Annotated in this window: 10 protein-coding genes; 2 read left to right on the top strand and 8 right to left on the bottom strand. The window is 70.3% G+C overall.

Annotation, left to right across the window (positions count from 1 at the left end):
* Nucleotides 1-64: 64 nt before the first annotated feature.
* The 5 genes from AC07D6_RS15680 to AC07D6_RS15660 form a co-directional block, all read right to left on the bottom strand.
* On the bottom strand, nt 65-979 hold the full coding sequence (locus AC07D6_RS15680; RefSeq protein WP_479044745.1) for a hypothetical protein: 915 nt from the start codon (nt 977-979) through the stop codon (nt 65-67).
* Nucleotides 976-1,680, bottom strand: coding sequence for an RNA polymerase sigma factor SigM (gene sigM, locus AC07D6_RS15675; protein ID WP_315876986.1), 705 nt, complete (start codon nt 1,678-1,680; stop codon nt 976-978). Before sigM ends, AC07D6_RS15680 begins: the two co-directional genes overlap by 4 nt.
* A gap of 61 nt (nt 1,681-1,741) precedes the next feature.
* Nucleotides 1,742-3,466 (bottom strand): protein kinase family protein, encoded by a 1,725-nt coding sequence (locus AC07D6_RS15670; RefSeq protein ID WP_315876985.1) that lies wholly within the window; start codon nt 3,464-3,466, stop codon nt 1,742-1,744.
* 119 nt (nt 3,467-3,585) lie between these two features.
* Nucleotides 3,586-5,790 carry a murein biosynthesis integral membrane protein MurJ gene (gene murJ, locus AC07D6_RS15665; RefSeq protein ID WP_479044742.1) on the bottom strand — a complete coding sequence of 735 codons (2,205 nt, stop codon included), beginning with the start codon at nt 5,788-5,790 and terminating at the stop codon, nt 3,586-3,588.
* A 45-nt stretch (nt 5,791-5,835) separates the two neighbouring features.
* Nucleotides 5,836-8,193, bottom strand: a complete 2,358-nt coding sequence (locus AC07D6_RS15660; RefSeq protein ID WP_479044739.1) for a DUF6049 family protein — start codon at nt 8,191-8,193, stop codon at nt 5,836-5,838.
* Nucleotides 8,194-8,376: 183 nt separating this feature from the next.
* Between AC07D6_RS15660 and AC07D6_RS15655 the strand changes: the two genes are divergently transcribed.
* Nucleotides 8,377-9,819, top strand: coding sequence for a CCA tRNA nucleotidyltransferase (locus tag AC07D6_RS15655; protein WP_479044736.1), 1,443 nt, complete (start codon nt 8,377-8,379; stop codon nt 9,817-9,819).
* A gap of 84 nt (nt 9,820-9,903) precedes the next feature.
* Here the strand turns inward: AC07D6_RS15655 and AC07D6_RS15650 are convergent, their stop codons facing one another.
* The 3 genes from AC07D6_RS15650 to AC07D6_RS15640 form a co-directional block, all read right to left on the bottom strand.
* Nucleotides 9,904-11,160: an MFS transporter gene (locus AC07D6_RS15650; protein WP_479044734.1), complete on the bottom strand. Its 1,257-nt coding sequence runs from the start codon at nt 11,158-11,160 to the stop codon at nt 9,904-9,906.
* Between the two features lie 90 nt (nt 11,161-11,250).
* A complete protein-coding gene (locus AC07D6_RS15645; protein ID WP_315876980.1) occupies nt 11,251-12,333 on the bottom strand; it encodes an inositol-3-phosphate synthase in 1,083 nt (360 codons plus the stop codon).
* A gap of 50 nt (nt 12,334-12,383) precedes the next feature.
* Nucleotides 12,384-13,076 (bottom strand): PadR family transcriptional regulator, encoded by a 693-nt coding sequence (locus AC07D6_RS15640; protein WP_479044732.1) that lies wholly within the window; start codon nt 13,074-13,076, stop codon nt 12,384-12,386.
* Between the two features lie 357 nt (nt 13,077-13,433).
* On the opposite strand from AC07D6_RS15640, the gene AC07D6_RS15635 reads away from it, so the two are divergent.
* Nucleotides 13,434-16,205, top strand: a complete 2,772-nt coding sequence (locus AC07D6_RS15635; protein WP_479044730.1) for a transglycosylase domain-containing protein — start codon at nt 13,434-13,436, stop codon at nt 16,203-16,205.
* Nucleotides 16,206-16,310 lie beyond the last annotated feature (105 nt).

Genomic DNA, 16,310 nt, shown 5'->3' with positions numbered 1-16,310 from the left:
CCCCACCCAACGGATCCTAAGGGGCGCGCATTCCCGCGGGACCGTGCGGCTTCGGGCGTGCCCGTCAGGGACGGGGCTGGGACTGCTTGAGCAGCACGTCCGCGGCGTCGGAAGGGTTCTTCGCCGTCGTACAGAAAGCGTCCATGACGTAGACGTCGACCTGTGTCTCGGTACGGGGGTGCGGAAGTACCACGAGGTAGGCGGACCGCCCTCGGTACTCGCCCCGCTCCACCGCGAGTGGCTGCTCGCTCCGGGCAAGTCCTTGCCGTACGCACATGGGAAGGTGCCGATCCGCCGTGCCGACCATCGGGCTGGCGTCTTTTTGGGCGTCGCGGATCGACGGGAGACGCGGCGACGTGGTGTCGTAGGAACGCTCGCGAGAGGTGAGCAGGGACCGCACCTTGTCCGTGAGCACCGTTCCGGAGAAGCGGGGGTCGTGGGAGACCGGCGCGTTCTCGGCGGAGGCGACACCGGACTCGTCGCCGTTCGGGACCGCCGCCTGGAAGACCAGGACCCCCAGGCCGACCGCTGCCAAGCCGCAGACAGCGCTCACCACCGCGTAGCGGCGCCGACGGGCCGGGGCGCGTCCAGGCCCCGTGGAGCTGGAGGGCCGACCGGCCGGTGCGGTTGCGGGGCGCTCGGCCGTCCCGGACCTGTCGGGGGCTGCCCCGACGGCCTTCCGCGTGGTTTCACGTGAAACGGGTGCGGCGCTGTTCGGAGTGGTGGCGTCGAGAAGCGCCTCGGCGGCCAGTGCGGCATCGATGCGCTCCGCCACGTCGACCGGCATACGGGCCGGGCCCGGCAGCGTACCGAGCAGACCGCGGATCTCCTCCAGGGAACTGCGGACGTCGGCACAGAGGTCGCAGCGGTCGAGATGGCGGCGTACGTCCACCGTGCGGGACGGTGGGAGGACCCCCTCCGTGAGATCGGAGATCTCCGAGACGTCCGGATGCTGAGTCGTGTCGGCCGTGGATGTCACGCGCGTCCACCTCCGCCCTTCACAGCAGCAGGATCGTTCGGTCCTGGATCCCTTGGTTCTGATGCCGGTGGGACGGATGCCCCCGGCGTCCGGTTCCTTCCCCCGTCGGTACCGGTGTTATCCACGGGGTCACCGCGCAGATGAGTGAGCAAGGGCACAAGACGGGCACGACCCCGGGCGCAGCGACTCTTCACCGTCCCGGTCGGCACTCCGAGGATCTCGGCAGCCTCGGCCACCGCGTACCCCTGCATGTCGACGAGGACCAGCGCGGCGCGCTGGTCGGCGGGAAGCGTCGCCAGGGCGGACAGCAGCTGGCGGTGCAGGTCGTGCCGCTCGGCAGGGGCCTCGGCCGACTCATGGGGCTCCAGGAACCGCTCCAACCGTTCCGTGTCGTCCAGAGGAGCCGTCCGGCGGGACGCGGTCTTGCGGGCCCGGTCCAGGCAGGCGTTGACCGTGATGCGGTGCAGCCACGTGGTGACGGCGGACTGCCCCCGGAAGGTGTGAGCCGCCCGGAACGCCGAGACGAGGGCGTCCTGGACGGCGTCGGCGGCCTCCTCGCGATCTCCGAGCGTGCGTAAGGCCACCGCCCAGAGCCGGTCACGATGGCGCCTCACCAACCGACCGAAGGCGTCGGGGTCGCCGGCGACGTGCTGCGCGAGCAGGTCGGCGTCGCTGGGTTCCTGCTCTGTCCCCGCTCCCATACGCCTTCCCCTCCGATTGCTCGAGCGCCGACGGCACGACGGTCCTCGTGCGGGGCATCGGTCAGCCCAGGACCTGGACCTCGGAAATGCCGCCGCGGAACCGGCCGGGTGAGCCGTCCGGTGGCAGTTCGGTGATGTGGATCAGGACGTAACGGGCCCGTACCGGCTTGTCCAGCCTCACGTCCAGGTCGTCGTCGGCCCGCTTCAGCGGGGCCAGCTGCTGGGGGAAGTCCGCCAGGGAGCTGGAGCCCATGGCCGCCTCGCCGCCGGCGCGGAGCTGCAGGGTCTGCCCGTTCCGGTACAGGCCGACGCGGATGCCGGAGACGTTCTGCTCGCTGCCGAGGTCGATGACGAGTCCGCTGCCGCCCCGGCGCTTCTCCAGGTTCCCGAAGTTGGCGTAGCCGTGGTACTCGGGCGTGATCCAGGCCGACTGGGGGTCACCGTCGACCGCGTTCTGCACCTGGTCGATCTGTATGCCGGTGCCCCTCGGCATGAACTCCCGGGCATCAACGATCTTCAGGGGGCGCAGCTGGGGTGCCGCCTTGTCGTCCACCGAAACCTCGGGGGACGGCTGCGTCGCGCCCGGCCCGCTGTTCGTGCCGCCGCCCTGGTCGAGGAGGCGATCGGCGACCTGCCAGCTACCGAGGCCCAGTGCGGCGATCAGCAGCGCGGAGACGGTCCACTTCAGCACCTTGCCGGCGCGGCTCTCCAGGGGCGCGGGCGGCGGGAGCACCGGCTGGGTGACGGCGACGCTCGGGTGCTGCTGCGGACGGCCGTACGTGCCCTGCTGGTAGGTCGTGCGCTGGTACTCCGGCGCGGGAGGGAAGGCGGGCTCCGGCGGGCGGATGCGGGGCATGGCCGCGACGGCCTTGGCGAGTTCGTCGGGCGTCGTGCAGGGGGGTTCCTGGCGGGAAGCGGTCGCGCCGTCGTTGACGAGCGCGCGCATGGCGAGGTCGGACAGGCCCCGGTGGACCCCCGCCCGTACCTGGTCGGGGGCGATCAGCCCCATGCCCTTGGGAAGCCCGGACAGGCCGTGGGCGTCGTTCTCGTACGGCCACCGCTGGGTCAGCGCGGCGTAGAGGAGCGCGCCGATCGCCTCGGTGTCGGTGCGCTGCGGGCGGTCGACGGTGATGCCGCGCAGCGCCGCGTTCACGGCGAGGCCCCGGATCCGGTACTGGCCGGTGGAGGTGCGCAGCACGGCGCCCGGCGTGAGCCGCAGATGGGCCAGGCCCTCGCGGTGCGCGGCGGCCATCGCCTGGGAGACCTGGCTGACGAGCTGGTAGGCGTCGTACGGTTCCAGAGGACCGGCGGCGAGCAGGGTGGTCAACTCGGTGGCGTCCGGCAGCCACTCGTGCACGACGTAGACGAGGTCGTTCTCCTCGACGGCGTCGAGGACCTGGACGAATCGGGGGTCGCCGAGCAGCGCGGAGGAGCGTGCGGCGGCCAGGACCGACCGGGCCCTCGGGTGGTCGGCGGGCAGGACGTGCACGCCGACGGCGCGCCGCAGCTTCTCGTCGACCGCCCGCCAGCTGCTGAAACCGTCCAGGCGGGTGACGCACTCCTCGAGCCGGTAGCGGCGGGCGAGCTTGTGCCCGCTGTGCAGCTCCGGGGTCTTGATGGCGGGATCGTCGTCGGCTTCCTGTTCGCCGTTCGTGTTCAGGGAAGACATGTCCGTCGCGTCCTGCGCTTCCGCCCCGTCGGCCGTGGTCGTGTCCGCCTTGGCGGTCAGCGGATCGTCACCGCTGTTGTCGGCCACGTCGACGGCAGCCGTGCTACGTTCCGCCACCGTCGTTCCTGCCTCCCCATTCGATGCGCCATATCCAACAGCCATGCCAATTGTGCCCACAGTCCACCGCTATGCACGACACGCGGTGGGCGGCGATGGTTGTGCGACAGCCCCGTGTCCTAGCGGCCGAGACGGCCCCGGACCATGCCCACCATGGCGTTGAGCTCCTCGATGCGCATCTTGCGGGCCGCCACGTAGAACACGCCGATCAGTACGGTTCCGCCGGCCACGAGCGCCACGAGGGAGCCCAACGCGTCCATCCCGAGCAGGGTGAGGAGGCCCCACGCGACCGCGCCGGCGGCCAGCGCCGCGGGCATCGACGCCATGGAGAGGCGGGCGTACGTCCGTACGACATGGGCCCCGTCGAGGTCGCCGCCCAGCCGGTTGCGCAGCCGCCGCCAGGCGATGCCCACGCCGACCATGTAGGCGATGCCGTAGCTGGCGGCCATGCCGACGACGGCCCACCGGGCGGGGAGCACGAAGTAGCAGACGGCGGAGGCAGCGGCGTTGACGGCCGCCACGATGACGGTGTTGTAGAACGGCGTGCGGGTGTCCTCGTACGCGTAGAAGCCGCGCAGGACGACGTACTGGACGGAGTACGGGATCAGGCCCAGGCCGAACGCCATCAGCATGAAGCCCATGCCGGTGGCCGCCTCCAGGCCGCTGGAGGCGTAGAGCAGGGTGCACAGCGGCACGCCCAGGGCGAGGAAGCCGAAGGAGACCGGCACGATCGCGACGGCCGAGTTGCGCAGGCCGTGTGAGATGTCGTCGCGGACGGCGCCGGGGTCGTTGTCGTGCGCGGCGCGCGAGATGCGGGGCAGCAGCGCGGCCATGACGGAGACCGTGATGATGGCCTGCGGCATGCCCCAGATCAGCTGGGCGTTGGAGTAGGCGAGGATGCCCGCGCCGTCCGCGCCGGACGCCTTTCCGGCGGCCGTGGCCAGTTGTGTGACGACGACGACGCCCGCCTGGTTGGCGAGGACGAACAGGACCGTCCACTTGGCCAGTCTGACCGTCTTGCCGAGGCCCTGGCCCTTCCAGTCGAAGCGCGGCCGGAAGCGGAAGCCCGCCTCGCGCAGGTACGGGATCATCGCCAGCGCCTGGACGACGAGGCCCAGCAGCATGCCGACGCCGAGCAATTGGACGCCCTCGTCAGGGATGACGTCGACGCCCATCTCCGTCTCGGAGTAGGCGCCGTACACCCAGATGAAGAGGCCGAACGTGAAGATGACGACGATGTTGTTGAGGACTGGAGTCCACATCATCGCGCCGAACCTGCCCCGGCTGTTCAGGATCTGACCCATCACCACGTGGACGCCCATGAAGAAGATGGTGGGCAGGCAGAACCGGGCGAAGGTGACGGCGACACTGTTGGCGTCCGGGTCGTTCGCGATGGTGGGCGACATCGCGTGGACGAGGAGGGGCGCCAGGAACACGGCGATGCCCACGATCACGGCGAGGGCGACCATCACCAGGGTGAGCAACCGGTTGGCGTACGCCTCGCCGCCGTCCTCGTCGTTCTTCATCGAGCGGACGAGCTGCGGAACGAAGACCGAGTTGAGTCCGCCGCCCACGGTCAGGATGTAGATCATCGTCGGTAGCGTGGAGGCGACGGTGAACGCGTCACCGAGTGTCGCCGCGCCCAGGGCGCCGGTGATCACCAGGCTCCGCAGGAAGCCGGTGAGCCGCGACACCAGGGTGCCCGCCGCCATCACGGCGCTGGACTTCAGCAGCCCGGACGCCTTTCCGCCCGACTTCTTCGGCGGCGGGGCCGCCACCGGTTCCGCGGGCACTTCCGGCTCCGCCGGCTCGAGGACCGGCGCGGCCGTCGCCGGCTGGCCCTGGAGCTGCTGGTCCCGGTAGAGGTGCGCGAAGGCGTCGGGTGCCGGCTTCTCCTCGGCGGCGTGGGTCACCAGGTCGTCGACCCCGGTGAACTGCACGGTCCTGGCGTCGTCGCCGTACGGAAGGTGGCGGGAGGGTCCGGCGGGCTCGGGCGGCGGTGTCTGGGCCCACACCCGGGGGTCGGGCGCGTACTGCGGAGCGGCGGGCTGCTGGTAGAGCGGGCGGGGCTCCTCGTAGGTGCCGGGCGGGGGCGGTGGGTGCGCGGCCCGGTCGTACAGGGCCTCGCCGACCGGGTCCTGCGAGGAGAGGTCGTAGGAGCGGTACGGGTCGTGGTCGTAGGCGTCCTGGACGTAGGGGTCCTGTGCGTAGGGGTTGTGCGGGGCCTGCGGGTCTCCCGGCGCCGGGACGGGCGATGTCCCGCCCGGAGGCGCACTGCCGCCGCCCGCGCCCTGACCGCGGTCACCGTCGTACGGCGCGTTCATGGATACCCCACCTCATCGTCCCCGGCCGGCCGGCCACGACATCGCTCAATGCTCCACTTTCTCACCCGGGCCCGACGGGTCGGTGCTTTGCGGTCCGGTGTCCGTCGCGGGGTCACTCGGCTGCACCGGATCGTCGCTCTCCGCGACCGGCTGGGCGGGGCCGTCCCCTTCGGTCTCCTCGACCGTGCCGGTCTCGTCGCCCCGCGCCGCGGCCCGCTTGCGCTGGCTGTACATCCTGACACCGGCGAGGACCAGCAGCAGCACGCCTCCGGCGATGACGAGCATCACCGTCGACGTGATCTCGGAGACCTTGACGGTGAACTTCATGGCCTCGCCGTAGGGCCGGCCGTCCTCCGTGTACAGCTGCGCCTCGACGGGGACGGGGCCGTTCGCGTTGGCGGAGGCCGTGAACTTCACGGACTGGCTGTGGCCGCCGTCGATCCGCACCGGAAGCTCGGCGACGGTCTCGCCACCGTTGAGCTTCAGACGGGTGGGCTTGGTCGACTTCAGCCGCAGCACCAGGTGCTCGACGCCCTGCACCAGCTTGTTCTGCACGGTCACCGGGATCGTGGCGCTGCGCCCCGAGAGCGTCAGGTCCGACTTCTCGATCAGCTTCACCTCGTCGGTGAGGCTCTCCAGATGGGCCTGTACGCCCCTGCCGTACTCGGTGACCTCCTGCGGGCGACCCCGCCACGACGTGGACATCTCCCGCTTGATCGCGTTGCCGAACGGCGTCACGACGCGGTCCGCGGCGGTGAGGATGACCTTGAAGTTGTCCAGGGTGTCCTGCGTGGTCCGCACCTGCTGGAACACCGCTTCCGGCAGTTCGCGCCGGCTGAGCGCCTTGGGGTACTTCCCGGCGGACGGCACGCTCGTCGTCGCCCTGGGGTCGGGCTCGGCGGTCGCGGCGGTGATCAGGTCCGAGGGCTGCGACCAGCGCTCGGCTCCCAGGATCCGCAGGGCGCTCGCCATGGACTCCGCCTGCGAGACCGTCGGCATCCGCTGGGGGGCGACGACGACGCTGCGGCCGGTGCCCGGACGCTCGTGGGTGACGGCGAGGGTGTGCGCGAGGAACTTCTGGACTGCCTCCGTGGAGTCGCCCGCGCGGGACATGTCGCCCTCGAAGGCGGAGGACAGGGCCGCGTCGGAGACGACCGCGGTCGTCCCGCCCCCGATCGGACGGGCCGCGTTCGGCGTGTACGGGAGGTGTTCCCGCATGCTGTCACTGCGGGTGATCACCTTGTCGGCGCCGGCCGAGGTCGCCACATCGACGATCGACGGGTCGACGGCCCCGTTCGCGGGCCAGGCGTACTCGACGGACGGCTTCACGTGGAGGATCGTCTCCACCGTCGACTCGGCCAGCTCCGTCGCCGGCCGCAGGTGGCTCAGGGAGCCCGAGACGCGCTTGCCCCGGTGGGCGAGCGACGCCAGGTCGGGGTCGCCGTACGGCAGCGCGACCACCTTGTCGCCCTGCACGGCCTTGTCCAGGGAGTTCAGCCACTGCTTCGCGATGCCCTGGTTCTTGCCCGCGACTGTGGTGTCCTCGTTCCTGACCTGGTAGTCGCGGGTCATCGCTTCGACGGTGGCCAGCAGGTCCGGGTCGATGACCCAGGTGACGGGCAGCTCGGCGCCGAGGGTGACCAGCCGCTCCAGTCGGCCTCCGGGCGCCAGCTCCGCCGCGAGGGCGTCGCTCTCGAACACCGGTGTCTGCTGGTCGTCGGAGCCCGTCTCGGCGGACAGGTGGGTCGTGGAGATCAGCGGCCACAGGACGGTGATCTGCGCCTTGTTCTTCGCGGCGGCCGGCTGCCAGGGCAGGAAGGTCCGGTCGATGCCCAGCACCTGGTCGTACGGTTCGCTCGGCGTGCGCCCGGACAGGGAGACGCCCAGTTGGTACACGCCGGCGTCGTCGAGGCCGAGCTTGTCGACGGGCACGTCCAGGGTGAACTCACGGCTGGCACCGGACGGAATCTCCGGGACCTCCACGAGGTACGTGCCACCCAGGGGCTTCCCGTCCCGGCGCTGGGAGAATCCGGTGCGCCGTGCGGCGTCCTCGATCGCGCCGCGACTGGAGAGCCGTGTGCCGAGGCGCACGTCGACCTGCGCCTGGCTCACCGTCTCCTTGCCCTTGTTGGTCACGGTGCCGCTCAGTGTGAGGGTGTCCCCCTTCACCGGAGCACTCGGCGTGAGTGTGTCCAGAGACACAGAGACGGTGCGGGATCCCGCCGCTGTCGTTGCCGCCGCCGTGGTCATGGACGCGGCCGGTGCCGCCGAGGCGGCGGGCGTGACGGGCAGCTGCACGAGCCCGGCGAGGAGGGGCACCGCGGCGACGGTCGCGGCCACCCGCCGCAGCCAGCGACGGGCAGGAGAGGGATCGGTGCCCTGGAAGTCTGCCGCCTCGGCCACGCGCTCGCCCGTCCCTCGTCGTCTGGTGCCGTCGGTCCCTGCCGGTTCCTGCGTCCACGCATGGTAACGAGATGCGGCGCGGCGGAGTGCTGCGGAGTGGGCCACGAGATCGTCCAGGGAGGGCGGCGGGGCTCGTGTGATCAAGGAGGCTGCCCGCGGCGGGGACACGTACCCTGTTCTGTTGTGCCGAACGCCAACGAAGACAATCCGACTGCCCTGAGCCAGGTGCAACGCCGCGCGGTCAGTGAGCTGCTGCGCGTGTCACCGGTCGCCGACGATCTCGCCTGCCGTTTCCAGGAGGCGGGGTTCCGCCTCGCCCTGGTCGGCGGCTCGGTACGGGACGCTCTGCTCGGCAGGCTCGGCAATGATCTCGACTTCACCACCGATGCCCGTCCCGAGGACGTACTGAAGATCGTACGGCCCTGGGCCGAGGCGGTCTGGGAGGTCGGGATCGCGTTCGGCACCGTGGGGGCGCAGAAGGACGGCTACCAGATCGAGGTGACGACGTACCGCTCCGAGGCGTACGACCGCACCTCGCGCAAGCCCGAGGTGTCCTACGGCGACTCGATCGAGGAAGACCTCGTGCGCCGTGACTTCACCGTCAACGCGATGGCGGTCGCCCTGCCCGAGAAGGAGTTCATCGACCCGCACGGCGGGCTGGAGGACCTCGCCGCGCGGGTGCTGCGCACCCCGGGCACCCCGGAGGAGTCCTTCTCCGACGATCCGCTGCGGATGATGCGCGCGGCCCGCTTCGCCGCCCAGCTGGACTTCGAGGTGGCCCCCGAGGTCGTCACCGCGATGACGGAGATGGCGGAGCGGCTTGACATCGTCTCCGCGGAGCGGGTCCGGGACGAGCTGAACAAGCTGGTCCTCTCCGTGCATCCCCGCAAGGGTCTGACGCTGCTCGTCGACACCCGTCTCGCCGACCGGGTGCTGCCCGAGCTGCCCGCGCTGCGCCTGGAGAGCGACGAGCACCACCGGCACAAGGACGTGTACGAGCACTCGCTGATCGTGCTGGAGCAGGCGATCGACCTGGAGGAGGACGGCCCGGACCTCGTGCTGCGGCTGGCTGCGCTCCTGCACGACATCGGCAAGCCGCGCACGCGGCGCTTCGAGCCGGACGGCCGGGTCTCCTTCCACCACCACGAGGTGGTGGGAGCGAAGATGACCAAGAAGCGCCTCACCGCGCTGAAGTACTCCAATGAGGTGGTCAAGGACGTCTCACGGCTGGTGGAGCTGCACCTGCGGTTCCACGGCTACGGCACCGGCGAGTGGACCGACTCCGCCGTCCGGCGCTACGTCCGCGACGCCGGACCCCTGCTGTCCCGGCTGCACAAGCTGACCCGCTCCGACTGCACGACCCGTAACAAGCGCAAGGCGAGTGCCCTGTCCCGGGCCTACGACGGGCTGGAGGAGCGCATCGCGCAGCTCCAGGAGCAGGAGGAGCTGGACGCGATCCGCCCGGACCTCGACGGCAACCAGATCCAGGAAGTCCTCGGGATCAGGCCCGGGCCCGCTGTCGGGCGCGCGTACAAGTACCTGCTGGAGCTCCGGCTGGAGAACGGTCCGATGGAGCACGAAGCCGCCGTCGCCGCCCTCAAGGAGTGGTGGGCTGCCCAGAGCTGAAGCCCGGCCGGTCATGTTTCACGTGAAACATGACCCGGGAGGAGAGACGGGGGGTGGTGTTTCACGTGAAACACCACCCCTCCCTCATGCGCGCCGCCGGCGTGCGAGAGCCATGGCGCAGAGGGCGTACAGACCGGCGACGACGAGGACCAGCAGGGGGGCGCGGCCGTCCGACGGCAGCATCAGGGAAGCCATACCGGCGGCGGCGACGAAGGCGACGTTGAAGAGCATGTCGTAGAGGGCGAAGATCCGCCCGCGATAGGCGTCGTCGACCGTCTTCTGGACGACCGTGTCCGTGGAGATCTTGGTGGCCTGGGTGATGAAGCCGAGGACGAAGGCCGCGATCATGGTGGTCGCCGGGGCGAAGGGAAGCCCCAGGGCCGGCTCCAGTACGGCCGCCGCCCCGGCGCACGCGGCCATCCAGCCGCCCACGCCCAGCTTCGCCGTCGCCCAGGGGGTGACCACTGCCGCGGTGAAGAACCCCGCGCCGGAGATGGCGACCGCGAGCCCCAGCAGGGCCAGCCCTTCGGATTCGTCCGACGTCCAGGCGTACCGGCTGAGCATCAGCACCATCACGGTCAGTGCCCCGTAGCAGAAGCGGGTGAGGGTCATCGCGGCCAGCGCCCGGGCGGCGGGCCGGCGCTCCGACAGATGGCGCAGACCGCTCCACAGCCCCCGGGCGGTCGATGCCAGCGCGGCACCGATCCGGGGCAGGGCGACGCCCGGGTCCGGGCCGAGGAGTTCGCGACCCATGCGGAGGGAGGCCAGGGCCGCCGAGAGGTAGAGCGCGGCCCCCAGGAGGACGACGACGGCATCGGAGTCGGCGGCGGCCAGCCGCACCAGGAAGGCCAGGCCACCACCGGCGGTGGCGGCCAGGGTGCCCGCGGTCGGGGAGAGGGAGTTGGCGATCATCAGGCGCTCTCCGTCGACGACCCGCGGCAGGGAGGCGGAGAGCCCTGCCAGGACGAAGCGGTTGACGGCGGTCACGGAGAGGGCGGACGCGTAGAAGGCCCAGTCGGGTACCGGGGCCAGGATCAGCAGCGCGGTGCCCGCGGCGAGGAGCGCGCGGAGCAGGTTGCCGTACAGCAGGACCTGGCGGCGGCGCCAGCGGTCGAGCAGCACACCGGCGAACGGGCCGACCAGGGAGTACGGGAGCAGCAGGACCGCCATGGCGGAGGCGATGGCGGCGGGTGACGCCTGCCGTTCCGGCGAGAAGACCACGTACGCGGCCAACGCGACCTGGTAGACGCCGTCGGCCCCCTGGGAGAGGAGCCGTACGGCGAGGAGGCGGCGGAAGTTCGTCAGGCGCAGGAGTACGCGCAGATCACGTACGACGGGCATGACAGCAAGCCTCACATACGGGTGAGGCCCCCGGGCATGCACCACGGGGGCCTCAACACCTGGAGGACGGGCCTCCTTTGAAGGCGGGACCTAGCGCTCGACCTCGCCCTTGATGAACTTCTCGACGTTCTCGCGGGCCTCGTCGTCGAAGTACTGGACCGGCGGGGACTTCATGAAGTACGAGGACGCGGAGAGGATCGGGCCGCCGATGCCGCGGTCCTTGGCGATCTTCGCGGCGCGCAGGGCGTCGATGATGACACCCGCCGAGTTCGGGGAGTCCCACACCTCGAGCTTGTACTCGAGGTTCAGCGGCACGTCACCGAAGGCGCGGCCCTCAAGGCGGACGTAGGCCCACTTGCGGTCGTCGAGCCACGCCACGTAGTCGGAGGGACCGATGTGCACGTTGCGCTCGCCCATGTCCCGGTCGGGGATCTGCGAGGTGACGGCCTGCGTCTTGGAGATCTTCTTGGACTCCAGCCGGTCGCGCTCCAGCATGTTCTTGAAGTCCATGTTGCCGCCGACGTTCAGCTGCATCGTGCGGTCCAGGACGACGCCCCGGTCCTCGAACAGCTTCGCCATGACGCGGTGCGTGATGGTGGCACCGACCTGCGACTTGATGTCGTCGCCGACGATCGGCACGCCGGCCTCGGTGAACTTGTCGGCCCACTCCTTGGTGCCGGCGATGAACACCGGGAGGGCGTTGACGAAGGCGACCTTGGCGTCGATGGCGCACTGGGCGTAGAACTTCGCGGCGTCCTCGGAACCGACCGGCAGGTAGCAGACGAGGACGTCCACCTGCTTGTCCTTGAGGACCTGGACGACGTCGACCGGCTCCTCGGCGGACTCCTCGATGGTCTCGCGGTAGTACTTGCCGAGACCGTCCAGGGTGTGGCCGCGCTGGACCGTCACGCCGGTGGTCGGCACGTCGCAGATCTTGATGGTGTTGTTCTCGCTGGCGCCGATGGCGTCGGCGAGGTCGAGGCCCACCTTCTTCGCGTCCACGTCGAAGGCCGCGACGAACTCGATGTCCCGCACGTGGTAGTCGCCGAACTGGACGTGCATCAGCCCCGGCACCTTGCCCGCCGGGTCGGCGTCCTTGTAGTACTCGACGCCCTGCACCAGCGAGGCGGCGCAGTTGCCCACGCCGACGATGGCTACGCGAACCGAACCCATTCCGGTTGCTCCCTGTTTGTTCTCGACGAAGCCCTGCGGTGCGCAGGGCTTCACTTGGCGGTGTCGTCGGACGGATCCGGCCGGGTGCTGCCCCCGTGCCGGGGCAGGCCGCCCGTCTCTCCAGATGTCTTGTTCTGCTCCGCGGGGTCCGCTGACGCCTCCGGGCCGGATCGTCGCTGATCCCGGCCCGCCCTCTCGCTCTCGATGAGCTCGTTCAGCCAGCGCACCTCGCGCTCCACGGACTCCATGCCGTGCCGCTGGAGTTCGAGCGTGTAGTCGTCCAGCCGCTCGCGGGTGCGTGCCAGGGAGGCGCGCATCTTCTCCAGCCGCTCCTCGAGGCGGCTGCGGCGGCCTTCCAGCACCCGCATCCGCACCTCGCGCTCCGTCTGCCCGAAGAAGGCGAAGCGTGCCGCGAAGTGCTCGTCCTCCCAGGAGTCCGGTCCCGTGTGGGACAGGAGCTCCTCGAAGTGCTCCTTACCTTCGGCGGTCAGCCGGTAGACGATCTTCGCACGCCGTCCCGCGAGGGAGGCGGCGAGAGCGTCCTCGGGGGCGCTGCCCGGCTCCTCGACCAACCAGCCGTTTGCCACCAGGGTTTTGAGGCAGGGGTAGAGCGTGCCGTAGCTGAAGGCGCGGAAGATGCCCAGCGAGGTGTTGAGCCGCTTGCGCAGCTCGTATCCGTGCATCGGAGCTTCGCGGAGCAGACCGAGGACGGCGAACTCCAGGATGCCGGAGCGCCTGCTCATCAGCCGCCACCTCTTCCGTGTCGCTCTTTATGCCGCCCTGATGTATCGGTTCGATACATCACGACGATAGAACGACGCCCCTGTGTCGACAAGTGGGACCGCCGTGAACGGCGTCACATCAGCAATTCGCCGTAAGCGACTTGCCTGATTTGGGGTGAACTTCGGCTCAAGGGGGGTTTTGGCCGTGCGTAGTCTGTGCGGCATGCACACCACCGGGAACCACGTGAGGACGGGGGAACGTCATCGTCGTGGGTGCATGGCGGGCGGGCCCGGCGGGCTCGTCCGAGCCATTTCGGGGGGACCGGAACTCAACTGCCGCTTCCAGGCGTAATCGCCTGCCCGAGGAGTAGTCGTTCGATGAGCGAGCACCGTCGTAAACCGCCGCAGCCGCAGGGTGGCGGCCGCGCCGCGGCCCGGCGCGCTGCCCAGCAGCCCGGCCGCCGGTCGGCGCCGGCGCGGGATGTCAGTACAGGATCTCCTGCCGACCCGTACGGCGAGGCGCGCCCCTACGGCGGTCGTGCCGAGGCGCGGCGGGCCGCCCAGCGCGGCGGCCGGCGGCGCGCCGCCGAGGGCGCGGGGGGCGCCGGTGGCCACGGCGGCGGACGCCGCGGCACCGGTGGCGGCGGCTACGGGGGCCGGGGGCCCGGGGGCGGCCGGCCGGGCAGGAAGCGGTTGATCGACTACCCCCGCCACGACAGGTACGGATGGCGCCGCTGGGTGCCGTCCTGGAAGCTCGTGGCGGGGGCCGGCCTCACCTTCGCCGCCCTGGTGATGGGTGTCGCGACCCTTTCCTACGCGATGGTGGGGCTGCCGGACCCGGCCAAGGCCGCCACGGCCCAGAACAACGTCTACTACTGGGAGGACGGCACGCAGATGGCCGCCACCGGTGGTGAGGTCAACCGGCAGATCATCGCCTACAGCGAGATCCCCATGGGCATCCAGGACGCCGTGGTCTCCGCCGAGAACAAGACCTTCTGGACGGACGCCGGCGTCGACCCGATGGGCATCGGTCGCGCCCTGTTCAACATGGCCACGGGCGGCGAGACCCAGGGCGGCTCGACCATCACCCAGCAGTACGTCAAGAACAACCGGCTCAACAACCAGTCGCAGACGCTGGACCGGAAGTTCAAGGAGCTGTTCATCTCCATCAAGGTCAACACCGAGTTGACCAAGAAGGAGATCATGGCGGGCTACCTGAACACCTCGTACTTCGGCCGGGGCGCCTACGGGATCCAGGCCGCCGCGCGCACGTACTACGGCAAGGACGCCGAGCACCTCCAGGTGGAGGAGTGCGCGTTCCTCGCCGCGCTGCTCAAGGGCTCCACGTACTACGACCCGGCCGGCGCGCCCGAGATCGACCCCAAGGCGACCGCCGAGGCCAACACCGAGCGCGCGACGAAGCGCTGGAGCTGGATCCTCGACGAGATGGTGAAGGACGGGAAGCTGTCCGCCGCCAAGCGGGCGACCCTCACGGACTTCCCGGACCCGGACCCGCCGCAGAAGCAGGCGAAGCTTGGCGGCCAGGTCGGCTACCTCGTCGACCTCGCCAAGGCGTACTTCATCAACAACAACGACCACGGGATCACCGCCGAGGACCTGTCCAAGGGCGGCTACGAGATCAGGACGACCTTCGAGAAGGAGAAGGTCGAGGCCCTCGAGAAGACCATCAAGAAGGTCTACGACGAGAACATCGACCCGGAGAAGCGCCCCGACACGGACACGCACGTCCAGTTCGGCGGTGCCTCCGTCAACCCGGAGACGGGCGCCATCGTCGCCATCTACGGCGGCGTCGACGCGACGAAGCACTTCACCAACAACGCCGACCAGACCGGTGCCCAGGTCGGCTCGACGTTCAAGCCGTTCGTCCTCGCCGCGGGCATGAAGTACGGCGTCAGGGACCGGTCCAAGGGCCCGGACCAGGGCCTTGAGAGCCGGACGCTGATCGACCCCGACACGGCGATCTACAACGGCAAGAACAAGCTGAAGATCCGGCACTACAACGGCAGCGTCTGGAAGGACGAGAACAACAAGGAGTGGCTCCAGGTCAACGACGACGACGTGAGCTACCCGGACATCAGCCTCCGCGAGGCGATGATCCACTCCGCGAACTCGCCGTTCGTGCAGCTCGGCATGGACATCGGGATCAAGGAGGTCAGGAAGACGGCCGTCGAAGCCGGCCTCCTGGAGAGCAGCCTCGCCAAGGGCGAGGTGCCGTCCTTCTCCATCGGCATCTCCGACCCGAGCGCCATCCGCATGGCGTCCTCCTACGCCACCTTCGCCGCCAACGGCGAGCGGCGGGACCCGTACTCCGTCACCGAGGTGAAGAAGAACGGCGTCGTCATCTACCAGCACGAGGACAAGCCGACGCGCGCCTTCACGGCCGCCATCAGCAGCAACATCACCGACGTGCTCGTCGACGTCGTCGAGAAGGGCACCGGCAAGAAGGCCCGCCTCCCGGACCGCCCCGCCGCGGGCAAGACCGGTACCACGGACGGCAACAAGTCGGCCTGGTTCGTCGGCTACACCCCGCAGCTCGTGACGGCGATCGACATGTACCGCCTGGACGACGACGCCTCCAACAAGAACCGCAAGTTCGAGGAGATGTTCGGTACGGGCGGTCGTGAGAAGGTCCACGGCTCGTCGTTCCCGTCCGAGATCTGGAAGGCGTACATGACCGAGGCCCACGCGGGCCTGCCGGTGAAGCAGTTCCCGGAGCCGGAGGACCTGGACGCCCGGCCCGTGTACGGCGGTGGCGCCGAGAGCCCCGAGCCGACGCCGAGCGAGACGCCGTCGCAGTCCCCGTCGCCGTCGAGCTCGCCGACCCCGACGCCGTCGACCAGCCCGTCCAGGGAGACCGAGAAGCCGGACAAGACCTGCGGCCCGTTCGACTGGGACTGTGACCCCGGGGCGGGCGGCACCACCGAGGGTGGCGGTACGACGGACGGTACGGACAACGGTGGCACCACCGAAGGGGGCACCGGCGCCACCATCGAGGGCGGGACCACGGAAGGCGGCGAGACGAGCCAGTCGCCGCCGACCGGCGGCAACGGCAACGGCAACAGCAACGGGAGCAGCAGCAACACCGGAGGTGGGGACGGAGGCGGCTGGTTCGGCGGGACGAGCGGCTAGCGCCGCCGCTCCCGCCCGGCCACCGGCACGCGCCACGGCGAGGGCCGTCGCACCCCGTACGCGCACCACGCGCGCGTAGGGCGGGTGCGGCGGCCCTCGCCGCGT

Source organism: Streptomyces sp. NPDC045287 (assembly GCF_056432325.1).
This window is presented reverse-complemented; position numbering and strand designations above follow the sequence as displayed.